The sequence below is a fragment of the Stenotrophomonas sp. 62841_Sma genome (genome assembly GCF_056482945.1).
The window spans coordinates 4,334,234-4,348,652 of sequence record NZ_CM151224.1 but is presented as its reverse complement, the minus strand read 5'-3'; the positions used below and the strand labels follow the sequence as shown (position 1 = coordinate 4,348,652).

Annotated in this window: 17 protein-coding genes; 9 read left to right on the top strand and 8 right to left on the bottom strand. The window is 67.5% G+C overall.

Features of this window, described 5'->3' with window-relative positions; translation table 11 throughout:
• The first annotated feature begins 11 nt into the window (after positions 1–11).
• The 7 genes from ACZK5G_RS20280 to ACZK5G_RS20250 are packed head-to-tail and all read left to right on the top strand — an operon-like array spanning position 12 to position 6,482.
• Positions 12–635: a hypothetical protein gene (locus ACZK5G_RS20280; protein ID WP_248858373.1), complete on the top strand. Its 624-nt coding sequence runs from the start codon at positions 12–14 to the stop codon at positions 633–635.
• A gap of 46 nt (positions 636–681) precedes the next feature.
• Positions 682–1,299 carry a CDP-alcohol phosphatidyltransferase family protein gene (locus ACZK5G_RS20275; protein WP_197615969.1) on the top strand — a complete coding sequence of 206 codons (618 nt, stop codon included), beginning with the start codon at positions 682–684 and terminating at the stop codon, positions 1,297–1,299.
• Positions 1,300–1,333: 34 nt separating this feature from the next.
• Positions 1,334–3,085, top strand: a complete 1,752-nt coding sequence (locus ACZK5G_RS20270) for a bifunctional alpha/beta hydrolase/class I SAM-dependent methyltransferase (RefSeq protein WP_478464580.1) — start codon at positions 1,334–1,336, stop codon at positions 3,083–3,085.
• Entirely contained in the window at positions 3,085–4,413 is a 1,329-nt protein-coding gene (locus ACZK5G_RS20265) for a phosphatase PAP2/dual specificity phosphatase family protein (RefSeq protein ID WP_478464578.1), read from the top strand. Before ACZK5G_RS20270 ends, ACZK5G_RS20265 begins: the two co-directional genes overlap by 1 nt.
• Entirely contained in the window at positions 4,410–4,847 is a 438-nt protein-coding gene (locus ACZK5G_RS20260; protein WP_478464577.1) for a hypothetical protein, read from the top strand. Before ACZK5G_RS20265 ends, ACZK5G_RS20260 begins: the two co-directional genes overlap by 4 nt.
• 13 nt (positions 4,848–4,860) lie before the next feature.
• Complete coding sequence (locus tag ACZK5G_RS20255) at positions 4,861–5,490, top strand: lysophospholipid acyltransferase family protein (RefSeq protein WP_032129554.1); 630 nt, start codon at positions 4,861–4,863, stop codon at positions 5,488–5,490.
• Positions 5,487–6,482 (top strand): phosphatidate cytidylyltransferase, encoded by a 996-nt coding sequence (locus ACZK5G_RS20250; RefSeq protein WP_478464575.1) that lies wholly within the window; start codon positions 5,487–5,489, stop codon positions 6,480–6,482. The genes ACZK5G_RS20255 and ACZK5G_RS20250 overlap by 4 nt, the downstream gene beginning before the upstream one ends.
• Positions 6,483–6,667: 185 nt before the next feature.
• Here the strand turns inward: ACZK5G_RS20250 and fis are convergent, their stop codons facing one another.
• From fis to prmA, 3 genes are all read right to left on the bottom strand, one after another.
• Entirely contained in the window at positions 6,668–6,943 is a 276-nt protein-coding gene (gene fis / locus ACZK5G_RS20245) for a DNA-binding transcriptional regulator Fis (RefSeq protein WP_005419706.1), read from the bottom strand.
• 114 nt (positions 6,944–7,057) lie between these two features.
• The gene (locus ACZK5G_RS20240; RefSeq protein WP_182266793.1) at positions 7,058–7,828 is read right to left on the bottom strand and encodes a DUF3426 domain-containing protein; all 771 of its coding nucleotides are present in this window, start codon (positions 7,826–7,828) and stop codon (positions 7,058–7,060) included.
• Between the two features lie 42 nt (positions 7,829–7,870).
• Complete coding sequence (gene prmA, locus ACZK5G_RS20235) at positions 7,871–8,791, bottom strand: 50S ribosomal protein L11 methyltransferase (RefSeq protein ID WP_478464572.1); 921 nt, start codon at positions 8,789–8,791, stop codon at positions 7,871–7,873.
• 164 nt (positions 8,792–8,955) lie between these two features.
• On the opposite strand from prmA, the gene ACZK5G_RS20230 reads away from it, so the two are divergent.
• Both ACZK5G_RS20230 and ACZK5G_RS20225 read left to right on the top strand, forming a co-directional pair.
• Positions 8,956–9,921 carry a hypothetical protein gene (locus ACZK5G_RS20230; protein WP_478057467.1) on the top strand — a complete coding sequence of 322 codons (966 nt, stop codon included), beginning with the start codon at positions 8,956–8,958 and terminating at the stop codon, positions 9,919–9,921.
• Positions 9,918–10,292: a hypothetical protein gene (locus ACZK5G_RS20225; protein WP_010481078.1), complete on the top strand. Its 375-nt coding sequence runs from the start codon at positions 9,918–9,920 to the stop codon at positions 10,290–10,292. The genes ACZK5G_RS20230 and ACZK5G_RS20225 overlap by 4 nt, the downstream gene beginning before the upstream one ends.
• Positions 10,293–10,421: 129 nt before the next feature.
• Here ACZK5G_RS20225 and accC read toward each other — a convergent pair whose 3' ends face one another.
• The 5 genes from accC to ACZK5G_RS20200 form a co-directional block, all read right to left on the bottom strand.
• Complete coding sequence (gene accC, locus ACZK5G_RS20220; protein ID WP_032129559.1) at positions 10,422–11,789, bottom strand: acetyl-CoA carboxylase biotin carboxylase subunit; 1,368 nt, start codon at positions 11,787–11,789, stop codon at positions 10,422–10,424.
• Between the two features lie 10 nt (positions 11,790–11,799).
• Positions 11,800–12,279, bottom strand: a complete 480-nt coding sequence (gene accB, locus ACZK5G_RS20215) for an acetyl-CoA carboxylase biotin carboxyl carrier protein (protein ID WP_032129560.1) — start codon at positions 12,277–12,279, stop codon at positions 11,800–11,802.
• Positions 12,280–12,332: 53 nt separating this feature from the next.
• Positions 12,333–12,758, bottom strand: a complete 426-nt coding sequence (locus ACZK5G_RS20210) for a lysozyme inhibitor LprI family protein (protein WP_080355197.1) — start codon at positions 12,756–12,758, stop codon at positions 12,333–12,335.
• Positions 12,755–13,204, bottom strand: a complete 450-nt coding sequence (aroQ, locus tag ACZK5G_RS20205; protein WP_049423471.1) for a type II 3-dehydroquinate dehydratase — start codon at positions 13,202–13,204, stop codon at positions 12,755–12,757. Before aroQ ends, ACZK5G_RS20210 begins: the two co-directional genes overlap by 4 nt.
• Before the next feature lie 350 nt (positions 13,205–13,554).
• Complete coding sequence (locus tag ACZK5G_RS20200) at positions 13,555–14,283, bottom strand: DOPA 4,5-dioxygenase family protein (protein ID WP_478464570.1); 729 nt, start codon at positions 14,281–14,283, stop codon at positions 13,555–13,557.
• Between the last annotated feature and the right edge of the window lie 136 nt (positions 14,284–14,419).

Here is a 14,419-nt window from a genome sequence, read left to right as displayed (position 1 = left end):
GATGCCGCCCCATGACCGTCGCCAAGCGCCTGCAGGCCGCCCTCGATGCCGAAGGGGCGCTGCTGTTCCTGGCCCGCTATGTGCGCCACGCGCGTTGTGGCCAGGCCGCGGCCTGGTGCGCCTCGGCCGATGTACCGACGCTGCAGGCTGAAGCCGCCGAGCGCTGGGGTGAGCAGGCCGAGATCCTGTCCTGGGAGGTGCAGCGCCGTGAACGCCGGCGCTGGCGGCGGCTGGAGTTCAAGGTCTACCTGGACGACGACAAGTGCTGGTATGGCGATGCCATCGCGCCCTACCGGCGCGCACCGAGCGTGGCCGAACTGCTGCAGGTGATGCATGCGCAGTACTGGCTGGACCCGTTCGAGCTGTATCTGTACGCCGATGGCCTGGATGAGGGCGCCATCGTGCTGCCCGCCGGCGGCATCATCCACTTCCAGCGCTCGCCCGGCGGTGTGTACCGGCTGCTGGCGCTGCAGGCGGGGTTCGCCGATGCTGGGGCGCGGGAGCGGGCCGTGCAGGCGGTGCGCAATGCCATGCAGCGTAGCCATGACGCGGTCTGGTTGCGCCGCCATATCGATCCGCAGCTGCCATGGCAGGACTGGCTGGGCCCGGCGGAACTTGCCGGTACCCGTATTTGATGGGGTAGGCTGTGGCCGCACTGCCAAGGACCAGCGGATACAGATCGTGTCGATCTATGCACTGAAAGGACGTTTCCAGGACCTGTTGCGTCCGGCCGTACGCGGCCTGTACCGCATGGGGATCACCGCCAACGCGGTGACCGTGGCCGCCGCCGTGGTTTCGCTGCTGGTGGCCGTTGCCGTGTGGTGCTGCGCGCCTGCCCAGCCCCTGCTGTACCTGCTGCTGCCGCTGTGGATGCTGCTGCGCATGGCGCTCAACGCGGTGGATGGCATGCTGGCCCGCGAGTTCGGCCAGCAGTCGAGGCTGGGCGCCTATCTGAACGAGCTGTGCGATGTGATCGCCGACGCGGCGCTGTACCTGAGCCTGCTCAGCGTGCCGGGCGTGCGCCCGGAAGCGCTGTGGCTGCTGGCCTGGACGGCGGCCCTGAGCGAGTACACCGGGGTGCTGGGGCTGATGGTCGGTGCCAGCCGCCGCTATGACGGCCCGATGGGCAAGAGCGACCGCGCGTTCGTCATCGGCGTGCTGGGCCTGCTGTTGGCGTTCGGCTGGGGGGCTGCGATGACTGTCACTGGCGTGGCCGCGGCCATGGCGGTGCTGTGCGTGCTGACGATGATCAATCGCGTCCGTCGCGGACTGCGGGAAGCGGCGGTTTCGCCGAATTAATCAAGCAGATACAAAAAGACAATCAGGAGATTGCATGCGTCAGGCGCAGGAACGGGAATTCCACAGCTTCGACCAGGTACCGCTGTTCTACCGGTACTGGGCGGGCACCACTGCAACGCCGGCCACCAAGGCCATCGTGCTGCTGCACCGCGGCCACGAGCACTCCGGGCGGGTCACCCACCTGGTCGATGAGCTGGACCTGCCCGACACCGCCTTCTTCGCCTGGGATGCGCGCGGCAATGGCCGTTCGCCGGGTACGCGTGGCGATGCACCGGGCTTCCCGGCGCTGGTGCGTGATCTGGACAGCTTCATCGCCCACATCGGTGCCGAGCACGGTATCGCGGTGCAGGACATCGTGGTGATCGCACAGAGCGTGGGGGCGGTGGTCGCCGCCACCTGGGTGCACGACTATGCACCACGCCTGCGCGCGCTGGTGATGGCTTCGCCGGCGTTCAAGGTGAAGCTGTACGTGCCGTTCGCACGCCCGGGCCTGGCGCTGATGCAGAAGCTGCGCGGCAATTTCTTCGTCAACAGCTACGTCAAGCCGCAGTGGCTGACCCATGACCCGGCGCGGGTGGAAAGCTATCGTACCGACCCGCTGATCACCCGGCCGATCTCGGTGCGCGTGCTGCTGGGCCTGTACGAGGCGGCCGACCGCATCGTGGCCGATGCGCAGGCGATCAGTGTACCGGTGCAGCTGCTGGTGTCCGGCTCGGATTTCGTCGTGCACCGTGGCCCGCAGGACCGCTTCTACGAGCGCCTGTCCAGCCCGATCAAGGAGCGCGTGCACCTACCGGGCTTCTTCCATGACACGCTGGGCGAACGTGATCGCGCGCCGGCACTGGCGCGCATCCGCAGCTTCATCCAGGCGCGTTTTGCCGAGCCGCTGCGCGAGCTGTCACGGCGCGACGCGCATCGCCATGGGCCGACCTTCGAGGAATCGGAGATCCTGGCCTGGCCACCGGAACGCAACGGCCTGGCCGACCTGCGCTGGCGCGTGGTACGTGGCGGCCTGCGCTTCGGCGGAACGTTGTCCGAAGGCATCGCGCTGGGTCTGCAGACCGGATTCGATTCGGGCAGCACGCTCGACTACATCTATCGCGATGAGGCGCGCGGCAAGGGCCCGTTGGGGCGCATGGTCGATCGCAACTATCTGGATGCGATCGGCTGGCGCGGCATCCGCATTCGCGGCCAGCACCTGCAGGAACTGCTGCGCGACGCTGCCCAGCGCCTGCGCGGGCAGGGCACGCCGGTGCGCGTGCTGGACGTGGCTGCCGGCCATGGCCGCTACGTGCTGGAAGCGCTGGGCCAGGGCGAACAGCGCGCCGAGCGCATCGTGCTGCGCGACTTCAGTGATCTGAACGTCACCCAGGGTCAGGCCTTGATCGAGCGCCTGGGGGCGGCCGACATCGCGCGCTTCGAGCAGGGTGATGCGTTCGACCCGGCACAGCTGGCCAAGGTCGATCCAGCACCGACGCTGGCCGTGGTATCGGGCCTGTACGAACTGTTCCCCGACAACGATGCGGTGCTGCGCTCGCTGCAGGGCATTGCTGCGACGGTGCCGGCGGGCGGCTACCTGGCCTATACCGGCCAGCCGTGGCACCCGCAGCTGGAGTTCATCGCACGCGCACTGACCAGCCACCGTGGCGGCGCCGCGTGGGTGATGCGCCGCCGTACCCAGCAGGAAATGGACGAGCTGGTGCGCCTGGCCGGGTTCGAGAAGGTGGCGCAGCGTATCGACGACTTCGGCATCTTCACGGTGTCGCTGGCGCGCCGGACCGCGTGATGGCGACGCTCGCCGCATCCCCGCTGGCCGCAGAGGGGCGCCCCTGGCGGCGCGCCCTGTTGTGGCTGGCCCTGCTGGGCCCATTTTTCTTCGCCAGCTATGGCTTCGCCAACTGGATGGCCGGCCGCCATGCCGAACTGCCGGTGATGGCGTTCGGATGGGAAACGCAGATTCCGTTCGTACCGTGGACGATCGTGCCGTACTGGTCGATCGATCTGTTCTATGCGGTTTCCTTCTTCCTGTGCCGGCAACGGTTGGAGCTGGACCGGCATGCGTTGCGGTTGTTCAGTGCACAGTTGATCGCGGTGACCTGCTTCCTGCTGTGGCCACTGCGCTTCAGTTTCGAGCGGCCGGAGATCGGCGGTGTGTTCGGTTGGTTGTTCGATGTGCTGCTGGGCTTCGACAAGCCGTTCAACCAGGCGCCATCACTGCACATCGTGTTGCTGATCGTGCTGTGGGTGAAATTCGCGCAGTACCTGCATGGGGCGTGGCGTTGGGTACTGCATGTGTGGGCGCTGCTGATCGGCGTCTCGGTGCTGACCACATTCCAGCATCATTTCATCGATATCCCGACCGGCCTGCTGGCCGGTTGGCTGTGTGTCTGGCTGTGGCCGGAGCAGGGCACGCCACCCTTGCGTGCCTGGCGCACCGCGCGTGACGCCAAACGTTGGCGCCTGGCAGCGCTGTACCTGCTGGGGGCCGCTGCATTGCTGGTGCCGGTGGTGCTTCTGCGTGGCGCGGCGTTGTGGCTGCTGTGGCCGGTGGTATCGCTGCTGCTGGTGGCGTTGGCGTATGCGGGGCTCGGTACGGCGGTGTTCCAGAAGCGTGCCGATGGTCGCCTGACCATGGCGGCACGCTGGTTGCTGGCGCCGTACCTGGGTGCGGCCTGGATCAATTCGCGGCTGTGGACGCGCCGCGCGCCGCAGCCGGTGCCGGTGATGGACGGTGTATGGCTGGGGCGTGTTCCCTGCGCTGCATTGCCGGCACCCTTGGTCGGCGTGGTCGATGCCTGTGCCGAACTGTCCTGTCGTGCACCGGGCGCGGCGTATGCCAGCGTGCCGATGCTGGACCTGGTGGTGCCCACGCCGCACCAGTTGCGCGAGGCGGCCGAGGCCATCGAGCGGCTGCGTGCGCACGGACCGTTGCTGGTGTGCTGCGCACTGGGCTATTCGCGCAGCGCCGCCAGCGTGGCGACCTGGCTGCTGCGCAGTGGCCGTGCGGACGATGCCGAAGCAGCGGTGGCGATCGTGCGCGCTGCACGCCCCGGCATCGTGCTGGGCACGGCGCATCTGCAAGCCATCACTGCTGCAGCGGGAGTGCGCGCATGAGTACGGTTCCCGATCTGGCGACCATGCAGTTGCTGCTGAGGCAGGGGCGTTGGCCGGCGCTGCTGTCGCTGGGCCTGTTGCTGGTGGCGTTGCTGCTGCTCGGCACCGAACCGGGCCTGGCGATGATTGCCGCCGGCCTGTTGCTGCTCAGTGTTGCCGCGGGCATCGCACAGATCTACCACGCGTGGCGGGTGGCGCTGGATGCCAGCCTGCTGCAGCTGCTGCGCGATGAAGGCCTGGAGGGTGACGCCGCCGCGCGCCGCACCGACCAGCTGCTGCACGCCAGTGGCCTGCGCCGCATGCAGCCCGACGCGCCGCTGCGCGGCTGGGATGCGCGCTGGGCCGGCATGCGTCGCCTGCTGCTGCGCCAGTACCTGCTGACCGCAGTGCAGTTCGCACTGCTGGTGCTGGCCGTGTTGTGGCCGCAGACGTGAACGGGAGGGACCGATGTTCGCTGAATTGATTGCGCGCGCCTGCAGTGGCGCGATCCATGTAGTGACCGGCGCCCGCGCGCTGTGGATCGGCTGTGCGCCGTCCAGCGAACGGCGCGTGTATTACGGCAACCACGCCAGCCATGGTGACTTCGTGCTGATCTGGTCGTCGATGCCACCGGCACTGCGGCGCCAGGTGCGCCCGGTGGCCGCGGCCGAATACTGGCAGCGCGATGGCCTGCGTCGCTACCTGATCGATGCGGTGTTCAACGGCGTGCTGGTCGAGCGCGAGGCCGGCCATCGCCAGCAGGATCCACTGCAGGCCCTGCGTGACGCGGTGGACGAAGACTGCTCGCTGATTCTGTTTCCGGAAGGTACCCGCAACGTGGGCGAAGAGCCGCTGCTGCCGTTCAAGAGCGGCATCTATCACCTGGCACGGCAACGCCCGGAGCTGGAATTCGTACCGGTGTGGATCGACAACCTGAAGCGGGTGATGCCCAAGGGCCGGTTCCTGCCGCTGCCGCTGCTGTGCACGGCCACCTTCGGTACGCCGCTGCGGCTGCAGGCCGACGAGGACAAGGCCGCCTTCCTGGCCCGCAGCCGGCAGGCGCTGCTGGACCTGGCGCCGAACGGGGGCAGGGCATGAGCTTCCTGATCGATGTGTCCGGCGACCTGGCCACGCAGAGTGTCGGTCAGCAGACCGGCCTGCTGTTTGCTGGCGTGGGTGCGGTGCTGGTGCTGGCCACGCTGGTGGCCGAGACATTGCGCTGGCGCCAGCGTGGGCAGCCCAGCGCGGTGATCGCCAACCTGGTCTCGCGCATCCGCGCGTGGTGGGTGATGGCGATCGTGGTCGGGCTGGCGCTGTTCTTCGGTCGTGCCGGGGTGATCGTGCTGTTCGCGATCATCTCGCTGTTCGCACTGCGCGAGTTCATCACCCTGGCGCCGACCCGCTCGGGCGACTACTACGCGCTGCTGGCCGCGTTCTACATCGTGCTGCCGTGGCAGTACTACCTGGTCTGGATCGACTGGTACGGCATGTACACGCTGCTGATTCCGGTCTATGCGTTCCTGTTCCTGCCGATCCTGTCGACCATTGGCGGTGATACCACGCACTACCTGGAGCGGACCGCGAAGGTGCAGTGGGGGTTGATGATCTGCGTGTTCTGCATCTCGCATGTGCCGCTGCTGCTGAACCTGCACGTGCCCGGCCATGACCCGGCGCGCAACGTGCTGCTGTTCGCCTTCCTGGTGATCGTGGTGCAGTCTTCGGACGTGCTGCAGTACATCTGGGGCAAGCTGCTGGGCAGGCATCTGATTGCGCCGAAGCTGTCGCCGTCGAAGACGGTGGAGGGCTTCGTGGGCGGCGTGCTGAGTGCCAGCGCGCTGGGCGCGGCACTATGGTGGATCACCCCGTTCACACCGCTGCAGGCGTTCGGCCTGTCGCTGCTGATCAACCTGATGGGGTTCTGGGGCGGCCTGGTGATGTCGGCGATCAAGCGTGATCGTGGCATCAAGGACTGGGGCCACATGATCGAGGGCCATGGCGGCATGCTCGACCGGCTGGACTCGGTGTGCTTCGCCGCGCCGGTGTTCTTCCACGTGGTGCGGTATTACTGGAAGGCGGGCGGCGGCGGTTGATTCTGCCGGCTTCCATCCACGCATGGCGTGGATCTACTGGCGGGCGGGGGCGGTTTACTCTGCCGGGCCTTCATCCACGCATGGCGTTGATCTACCGGTAGTGCCGGCCGCTGGTCGGCAACTGCAACATCCTGCCATCGTTCATGGGGTTGCCGGCCAGCGGCCGGCACTACCCTGGTGCGCGCTTACGCGCTGATGCCGTATTCCTTCAGCTTCTTGCGCAGGGTGGCACGGTGGATGCCCAGCATCGCGGCGGCGCGGCTCTGGTTGCCTTCGCAGTGGTTGAGCACTTCCACGAACAGCGGAATCTCCATCTCGCGCAGCACGATCTCGTAGACATCGTCCGCATCGCAGCCATCAAGGTCACGCAGGTAGCGGCGCACGGACTGGGCGACGTGTTCACGCAGCGGTGGCCGGGGAGCGCCACGACTGTTGTCAGGACGAGAAAGGACAGCGTTCAAGGGGGTTCCCGATTCGGTTGGCCCGTGCGCGCGGAGCGCGCGGCCGGACGAGGTGGTGGCGGCCAGTCTAGCGCGAGCGTGCCCGGCCTGCCACGGCTGGTCGCCTCTCCCCGGTCAGAGGAAGTCGAAGGTGAATGCGACGGTGGACGCAGCGGGCTCCTGCAACCGGAAGGCGACGCGCGCGCTCTGGCCCGGTTCCAGCAGGGCTGCACCGGGGTTCTCGCCCAGGTACTGCGCGGGCGTGAACACGCCGCTGCCGATCACCCGGCCATCGGCATCGGACAATGACAACCGCAGGTCCGGCCACGCCTGTGCCCAGCGCGCATCGTTGCGGATGCTGGCCTGCACCTGCAGCACACCGGCCTGGCCCGGCAGGGGGCGGATCTCGCGGCTGGTCATGGTGAACGCAGTGGGCTCGTGCCAGGCAGGCAGGCTGCAGCGCAGCACGCCGCACAGCGTGCCCAGCCATGCGCGGTTGCCGGCGTCGGCGGCCAGCCGCGCGCGGTCGGCCAGCACGCTCTGCAGTACCAGCAGCAATGCCAGCCCGGCGACCAGCAGCCAGTGCCAGCGGGGTGTTGGCAGCGTGCGCGTGCGCGCGCTGCCGAGGAAGCTGGGGGCATCACTGGCGACCGCCGTTGCCTGCACCGCGACCGGCGCCGGTTCGATGGCCGCTGCTTCATCAACGATGACAACGTCATCGTCGTGTCGCATCTCTGTCGCCGGTGGGCGTGCCAGGTCGATGGGCTCGGCCTGCATCTGCTCCACAGGCGCTGCGTGCCGGGCTTCGTCCTGCATGCGCGCATCGGTCGCAGGCGCAGGTTCACCCTCCGGCGTCGTGCGCAGGAAGGTGGCCAGGGGACGGCGCGGTGGGTTCGGCTCGGACATGCTCAGGGCGCGGGCTCGGATCCAGCGGTCATTCAACCACGATCAGGCGCGGCGCACGCCGGTGATGCGCATCCAGTCGCCATCCTGGGTGGCCTGCAGATCGTCGAACCATGCTGCATAGCGCTGCAGCAGTTCGCCTTCCTGGCCATGCAGGATGCCGGACAGGGCGATGCGGCCACCGGCAGCAACGCGCGCAGCCAGCAGTTCGGCCAGCGCATCCAGCGCCGAGGCGAGGATGTTGGCGACCACGATCGGATAGGTCGCGACCGCTTCGTCCTGCGGCAGGTACACATGCATGCGGGCCTGCTCGCCGTTGCGCTCGGCATTGTCGGCGGTGGCGACCAGGGCCTGCGGATCGTTGTCCACGCCGATGGCTTCGGCGGCGCCCAGCTTCAGCGCGGCCAGTGCGAGGATGCCCGAGCCGCAACCGAAGTCGAGCACGCGCTGGCCCTGCAGCAGGCCATCGACCGCCAACTGGTCCAGCCAGCGCAGGCACAGTGCGGTGGTCGGGTGGGTGCCCGAACCGAACGCCAGGCCCGGGTCCAACCGCACCACGGCGGCATCGGCGGCCTGTGCGGCATCGGGCAGTTCATGGTTCCACGGCACGATCCAGGTACGGCTGCCGAAGTCCATCGGCTGGAACTGGTCGAGCCAGGCACGTTCCCAGTCTTCATCCTCGACCGCGCGGAAGCTGCCGCTGCTCCAGTCCAGCTCCGGATCGAAGGATTCCAGTGCGGCCAGCAGCAACAGCGCGTTGCTGTCGGCGGGGAACAGCGCGCTCAGCACCAGCGTGTCCCACAGCGGGGTCTCGCCCACGCCCGGTTCGAGAATGGCCTGTTCGTTGCTGGTATCGGCCTCGGCATCGAGCAGGGTCACGGCCAGTGCACCAACGTCCTCCAGCGCATTTTCATAGCGGGGCTGGGTGGCTTCGGTGCAGCGCAGGGTCAGTTCCAGGAACGGCATGGTGGTTGGGGGCAATCGCAGGAAAGGGGGCCATGCTAGACCATCGGGGCGTCTCCGTATTGCCTGAGATGCCGCTCCGAGATGAACGAAGCCCGTTCAGACAGGCCCGTCGGGCCTTGCTAAACTTCGTGCTTTCCTATGCGCCGCATCGCCTACCGCCGCCGATGGCCTTCGCTCCGACCCTGAAAACCTGGTTGCTCGTACTGCCGGCTGTGGCCGTGCTGGGCGTGGCCGGTTATCGGGCCAGCGGCCATGCTGCGACGTCTTCGGTAGCGTCGGTGGATCTGGCAGGTGCGGTCGCGGCCGCTGACAGTGCGGCGCCGCTGCCGGTGATGCCGGAGGCGCTCGCGCGCCGCCTGGCACCCTTCGAGCGTGGCAACGCATTGCCGTCCGGGCTGCCCCTGGATCTCCGCGCCGATATCGAAGACGCCACCGACCTGTATGCCTATGCTCAGCGGTTGCGTGCCCAGGCGGACGAAGGCAACCACGAGGCGCGCTGGATGCTCAGCCGTGTCTATGACTACTGCGCGCAGTACGCGGTCGATCCGGGTGGCTACCGCTTGGACAACAACGTGCTGGCCGGGCTGGGCCTGACCGCCGCACCGGCGATGGTGCAGGCGCGCGAACGCGTCGCGCAGCGTTGTGGTGGTTTCGTGCCGGGCGACAAGCTGGGCACGGCCTTGGTGCTGTCCGAACGTCGCAAGGCGGCCGCACAAGGCAATCTGGCTGCTGAGGCTGCGTTGTTCGCCGAGGGCGAACCGCTGCAGGACAGCCCCGAGTACCGCCGTGACCTGGTTGAACGGGTGCGCACCTCGCGCGACCCGGAGGCCTTCATGGCGATCGCACCGGGCATGGGCGTGCGCGCCTCGGGTGACCGCGCGCTCAACGGCCTGGTGGCGGGCGAGCAGCTCAGTGAACTCGCATGGCGGCTTGCGGCCTGCGAACTCGGTCTACCGTGTGGGGCAGACAGTGTGCTGGTCAACAGTTTTTGTGCGAACGGAGGGATCTGTTCGCAGGATGGTACGCAGGATTTCCGGGATTTCGTGTATGACGCTGCGGTATCGCGGCAGGGCGCTGGGAAGATGAAGGAATGGATCAAGCGATTGGTTGGAAAGAGGAACGAGCAATGAACTACCGCCGATTCCTGCACGGGGCCAAGTTCTGGTTCTGGGTGGCCCTGTTCGTGGCCTACTCGGCCGGCGCGGTTGGCCTGTTGATGATCGATACCTATGAAGATCGCTACCGGCATCTGTCGAAGGTGGAACTGACCACGGTGAAGGCGCAGGAAGACGTGCGCCGTGCCGGTGCCAGCCAGGTGGCCGCGGTCTATCGCGCGCAGAGCGGCATGCCGTTCGCGTCGCTGCCGGCGGGCAGCACCTTCCAGGTGGTGTGGCCGGATGGTTCGACCGAGACCATGGTGATCGTCGACCCGACGTCGCCCAATGGCGTGCGTCCGCTGGCGAACTCGCAGATTCCGGCCGAAGCTGCCGACAAGCGCTGATGCGCCTGCTGTAGCGCCGAGCCCACGCTCGGCTGAGCTTTCCGGCAAGCCGAGCATGGGCTCGGCGCTGCAGCAACAGAAAAGGGCGGGGATATCCCCGCCCTTTTCATGTCCAGCACGTGGCGCCGATCAGGTCAGCGCGATCGGCTTGTTCTTGCGTTCGGCCAGGCGCTTTTCCAGGTAGTGGATGTTCTGGCCACCGGCCTGGAAGCCCTTGTCGCGCATGATCCGCTGCTGCAGGGCGACGTTGGTCTTGATGCCATCGACCACCATTTCGCTCAGTGCCACGCGCATGCGGGCAATGGCGGTTTCGCGGTCCGGGCCGTGCACGATCAGCTTGCCGATCATCGAGTCGTAGTTCGACGGCACGCGGTAGCCACTGTAGATGTGGGTGTCCACGCGCACGCCGGGGCCGCCCGGCGGATGGAAGCCGGTGATGGTGCCCGGGCTCGGCACGAAGGTTTCAGCATCTTCGGCGTTGATGCGGCACTCGATGGCATGGCCGGTCAGCACCACGTCGCTCTGCTTGATCGACAGCTTCTGGCCGGCGGCGATCTTCAGCTGCTCGGCCACCAGGTCGATGCCGGTGACCATTTCGGTAACCGGATGTTCCACCTGGATGCGGGTGTTCATTTCGATGAAGTAGAAGCGGCCGTCCTCGTACAGGAACTCGAACGTGCCGGCACCACGGTAGCCGATGCGTACGCAGGCTTCGGTGCAGACCTTGCCGATCTGCTCGCGCTGCTCGGCAGTGATGCCCGGTGCCGGCGCTTCTTCCACCACCTTCTGGTGGCGGCGCTGCATCGAGCAGTCACGCTCGCCCAGGTGGATGGCGTTGCCCTGGCCGTCGGCCAGTACCTGGATTTCCACGTGGCGCGGGTTCTCCAGGAACTTCTCCATGTAGACCTCGCCATTGCCGAACGCGGCCTTGGCCTCGCTCTTGGTGGTTTCGATCGAGGTCTTCAGCGAGGCTTCGGCGTGCACCACGCGCATGCCGCGGCCACCGCCACCACCGGCCGCCTTGATGATGACCGGGTAGCCGATCTCACGGGCGATCTTGGTGTTGGCGACGATGTCTTCGCCCAGCGGGCCGCCCGAGCCGGGCACGCACGGCACGCCGGCGGACTTCATCGCGCGGATGGCTTCGACCTTGTCACCCATCATGCGGATGGTGTCGGCCTTGGGGCCGATGAAGATGAAACCGGACTCTTCCACGCGCTCGGCGAAGTCGGCGTTCTCCGACAGGAAGCCGTAGCCCGGGTGGATGGCCTGGGCGTCGGTGACTTCCGCCGCGGCGATCAGTGCCGGGATGTTGAGGTAGCTCTGCGGCGACGGCGCCGGACCGATGCAGACCGACTCGTCGGCCATGGCCACGTGCTTGAGGTTGCGGTCGACCGTGGAATGCACGGCCACCGTGCGGATGCCGAGGGTGTGGCACGCGCGCAGGATGCGCAGCGCGATTTCCCCTCGGTTGGCGATGACGACTTTGTCGAGCATGGCGTGCCCCTCAGCCGATCACGAACAGCGGCTGGTCGAATTCGACCGGCTGGCCGTTCTCGCCGAGGATGGCGACGATGGTGCCGGACTTGTCGGCTTCGATCGGGTTGAACATCTTCATCGCTTCGATGATGGCCAGGGTCTCGCCTTCCTTGACCTGCTGGCCAACGCTGACGAACGCAGGCTTGTCCGGGGCAGACGACGCGTAGAAGGTGCCGACCATCGGCGAGCGCAGCACGTGGCCTTCCGGCAGCGCCGGGCCCGGCTTGGCGGTGCCACCGGTGGAGGCTTCGGTCGGCGACTGCATCGGCATCGCCTGCGGCGCCGGAGCGGCCGGAGCGGCGTACACCGGGGCGGCGACCGGGGCGGCATAGCCGGCCACCGGGGCGCGCGACAGGCGCACCGACTCTTCGCCTTCCTTGATTTCGATTTCAGCCAGGTTCGACTCTTCCAGCAGGTCGATCAGCTTCTTGATTTTGCGGAGATCCATGGTGGCCTCTTTGCTCTTGATGTCAGTGTGGTGGGAAGCGCATCGCGCTCGGGTCAAAGCAGTTCGTAGAACTCGCGCAGCTGCCGCGTACGGTCGCGCGTCTGGGTGATCAGGCACTGCATCTTCGCAGGGTTGCGCGAGGTGCCGTCTGCATTGAAGGCGTAGACTGCCTCGCAGTCTGCATCGCGCAGGGTTATCCAGATGCGCTGGGCCTTCACCAGCTGCTGTTCGGCCGCTGCGCAGCGGCTGCAGCTGCCATCGGCGGCCTGCGCCTTCAGTTCGCCGCGCGCCTGGACGTAAACGGCGTTCAATGCGCTGTCGGCGTCATCCAGGCGATCGGAATCGCACATGTCGCGCTCGTAGCCGCCGGTCGCCTGCGCGCAGTCAATGCCGGCGGCCGCGCGCTCGGCGGCGATGCTGGCGCCGCACACGCCGGCCCACAGCACGATGCAGGCAAGCACTCTTGGGAGCATCTTCACGCGCGGGCCGCCTGCACGCGCAGCAGCGCCGCGTCCATCGCGTAGCGGTAGCTGTCGGCGCCGAAACCGCAGACCACGCCCACGGCCTTGTCACTGAAGTAGCTGTGCTGGCGGAACGGTTCGCGGGTATGCGGGTTGGACAGGTGGATCTCGATGAACGGCACCGCCACCGCCGCCAGCGCATCGCGCAGGGCGACCGAGGTGTGGGTGAAGGCGGCGGGGTTGATCAGGATGAAAGCGGTTCCGTCGTCGCGTGCGGCCTGCACGCGGTCCACCAGCACGTGCTCGGCATTGGACTGCAGGCTCTCCACCGCGTGCCCGGCAGCCGAGGCCTGGGCGGCCAGCGCCTGGTCGATGTCGGCCAGCGTGGTGTGGCCGTAGACCTCCGGCTCGCGGGTGCCGAGCAGGTTGAGGTTGGGGCCGTGCAGGACCAGCAGCTTCGCCATGGGATCCGGAAGACGGGAAAGGGCGGCAGTCTGGCGGAACCGGCGGATGCTGTCCAGTTCGGCGAAGTTTGCAGCGTTTCAATCGTTTGTTTGAAATTCCCCGGAGGGCTTGCGGCCGTATGGCGGGCGCTGGATCAAGGCGCGCTGAACGCCGTGCAGCTGGGGGATGCGTGCACGTAGGCCGACGATGGCGGCAGGCCGGGCGATGTCCGATGCCGCAACGGGCTGTGATGCGGTAGATCCACGCCATGCGTGGATGAAGGAAGTTCGGTGCGCAGCAGGCTACGCACCCACCGAGGGGCAGCCCAAGGTGCGCTGCACGCCACCCACCGCCCTCGCCACGCACCCGCTCACGTCTCCAGCGGCACCGTCGGCACCACGTTCGGGAACACCTCCTCCAAGGGCTCCCGTTCCCCCGGCTTCGGTGCCGGCCAGTTGTAGGCGTTCACCGGCTGCGCGCGGTTCACCCACAACGCGTAATACAGATGGTCGGCGCGGCCATCACCGGTATTGGGGTGGATCAGGATGGTCAGGCCCAGGCTGTTGAGCTGCAGCCAGGGCACCAGCACCGGCAGCAGGTCGTTGGTGAAGCCGAAATAGAACGACGGGGTGACGTGCGGTCCGCGTGGTTCCAGGTTCCAGTTGCCCAGCTCCACCGGGAAGCGCTCGGCCGCCCAGCGCCGCAGCAGCGCAGCTTTCTCGAAACTGTCCTCGTCGAAGTAGATATGCGCGTGATAGCTCTTGATGTCGGTGTAGGCACGTGGGGTCGCGGGCAGGGTGGCCTCCCCGGGACGCACGCTGGCTGGGCGCGGGGTCGGTTCGCTGGCGGTGACCTGGCCCCAGGGGCTGCTGCCCTTCACCGGCGGCGGGACGATGGCACGGAAGCCGGGGCGCCCGGGTTCGGTGGTGTTCACCGTGCTTTCGCCGCGCGGGGCTGCGGCGGCGGTCGACGCACTGGCCAGGCCGCCGGCGGCCAGACCGGCCGATGCGATCAGGCGGCGGCGTGTGGGCGAAAGCAGGTCGGCCCAGTGGGCGTCATCGTCGCCGGCGTCGATCAAGATCAGCGGGTCCGGGTGCATGAAGGGCTCCGTGGCGGCATCGTGTGGGCAGGCAAGCACGCTCGGGCACCTGCATCCACAGCGTCCAATAAGCAGGTGGCATCACCTCATGCAGGTTTGCGCCGTCGTCGTTGAGCCCGGCTGCAGGGCGGGCTAG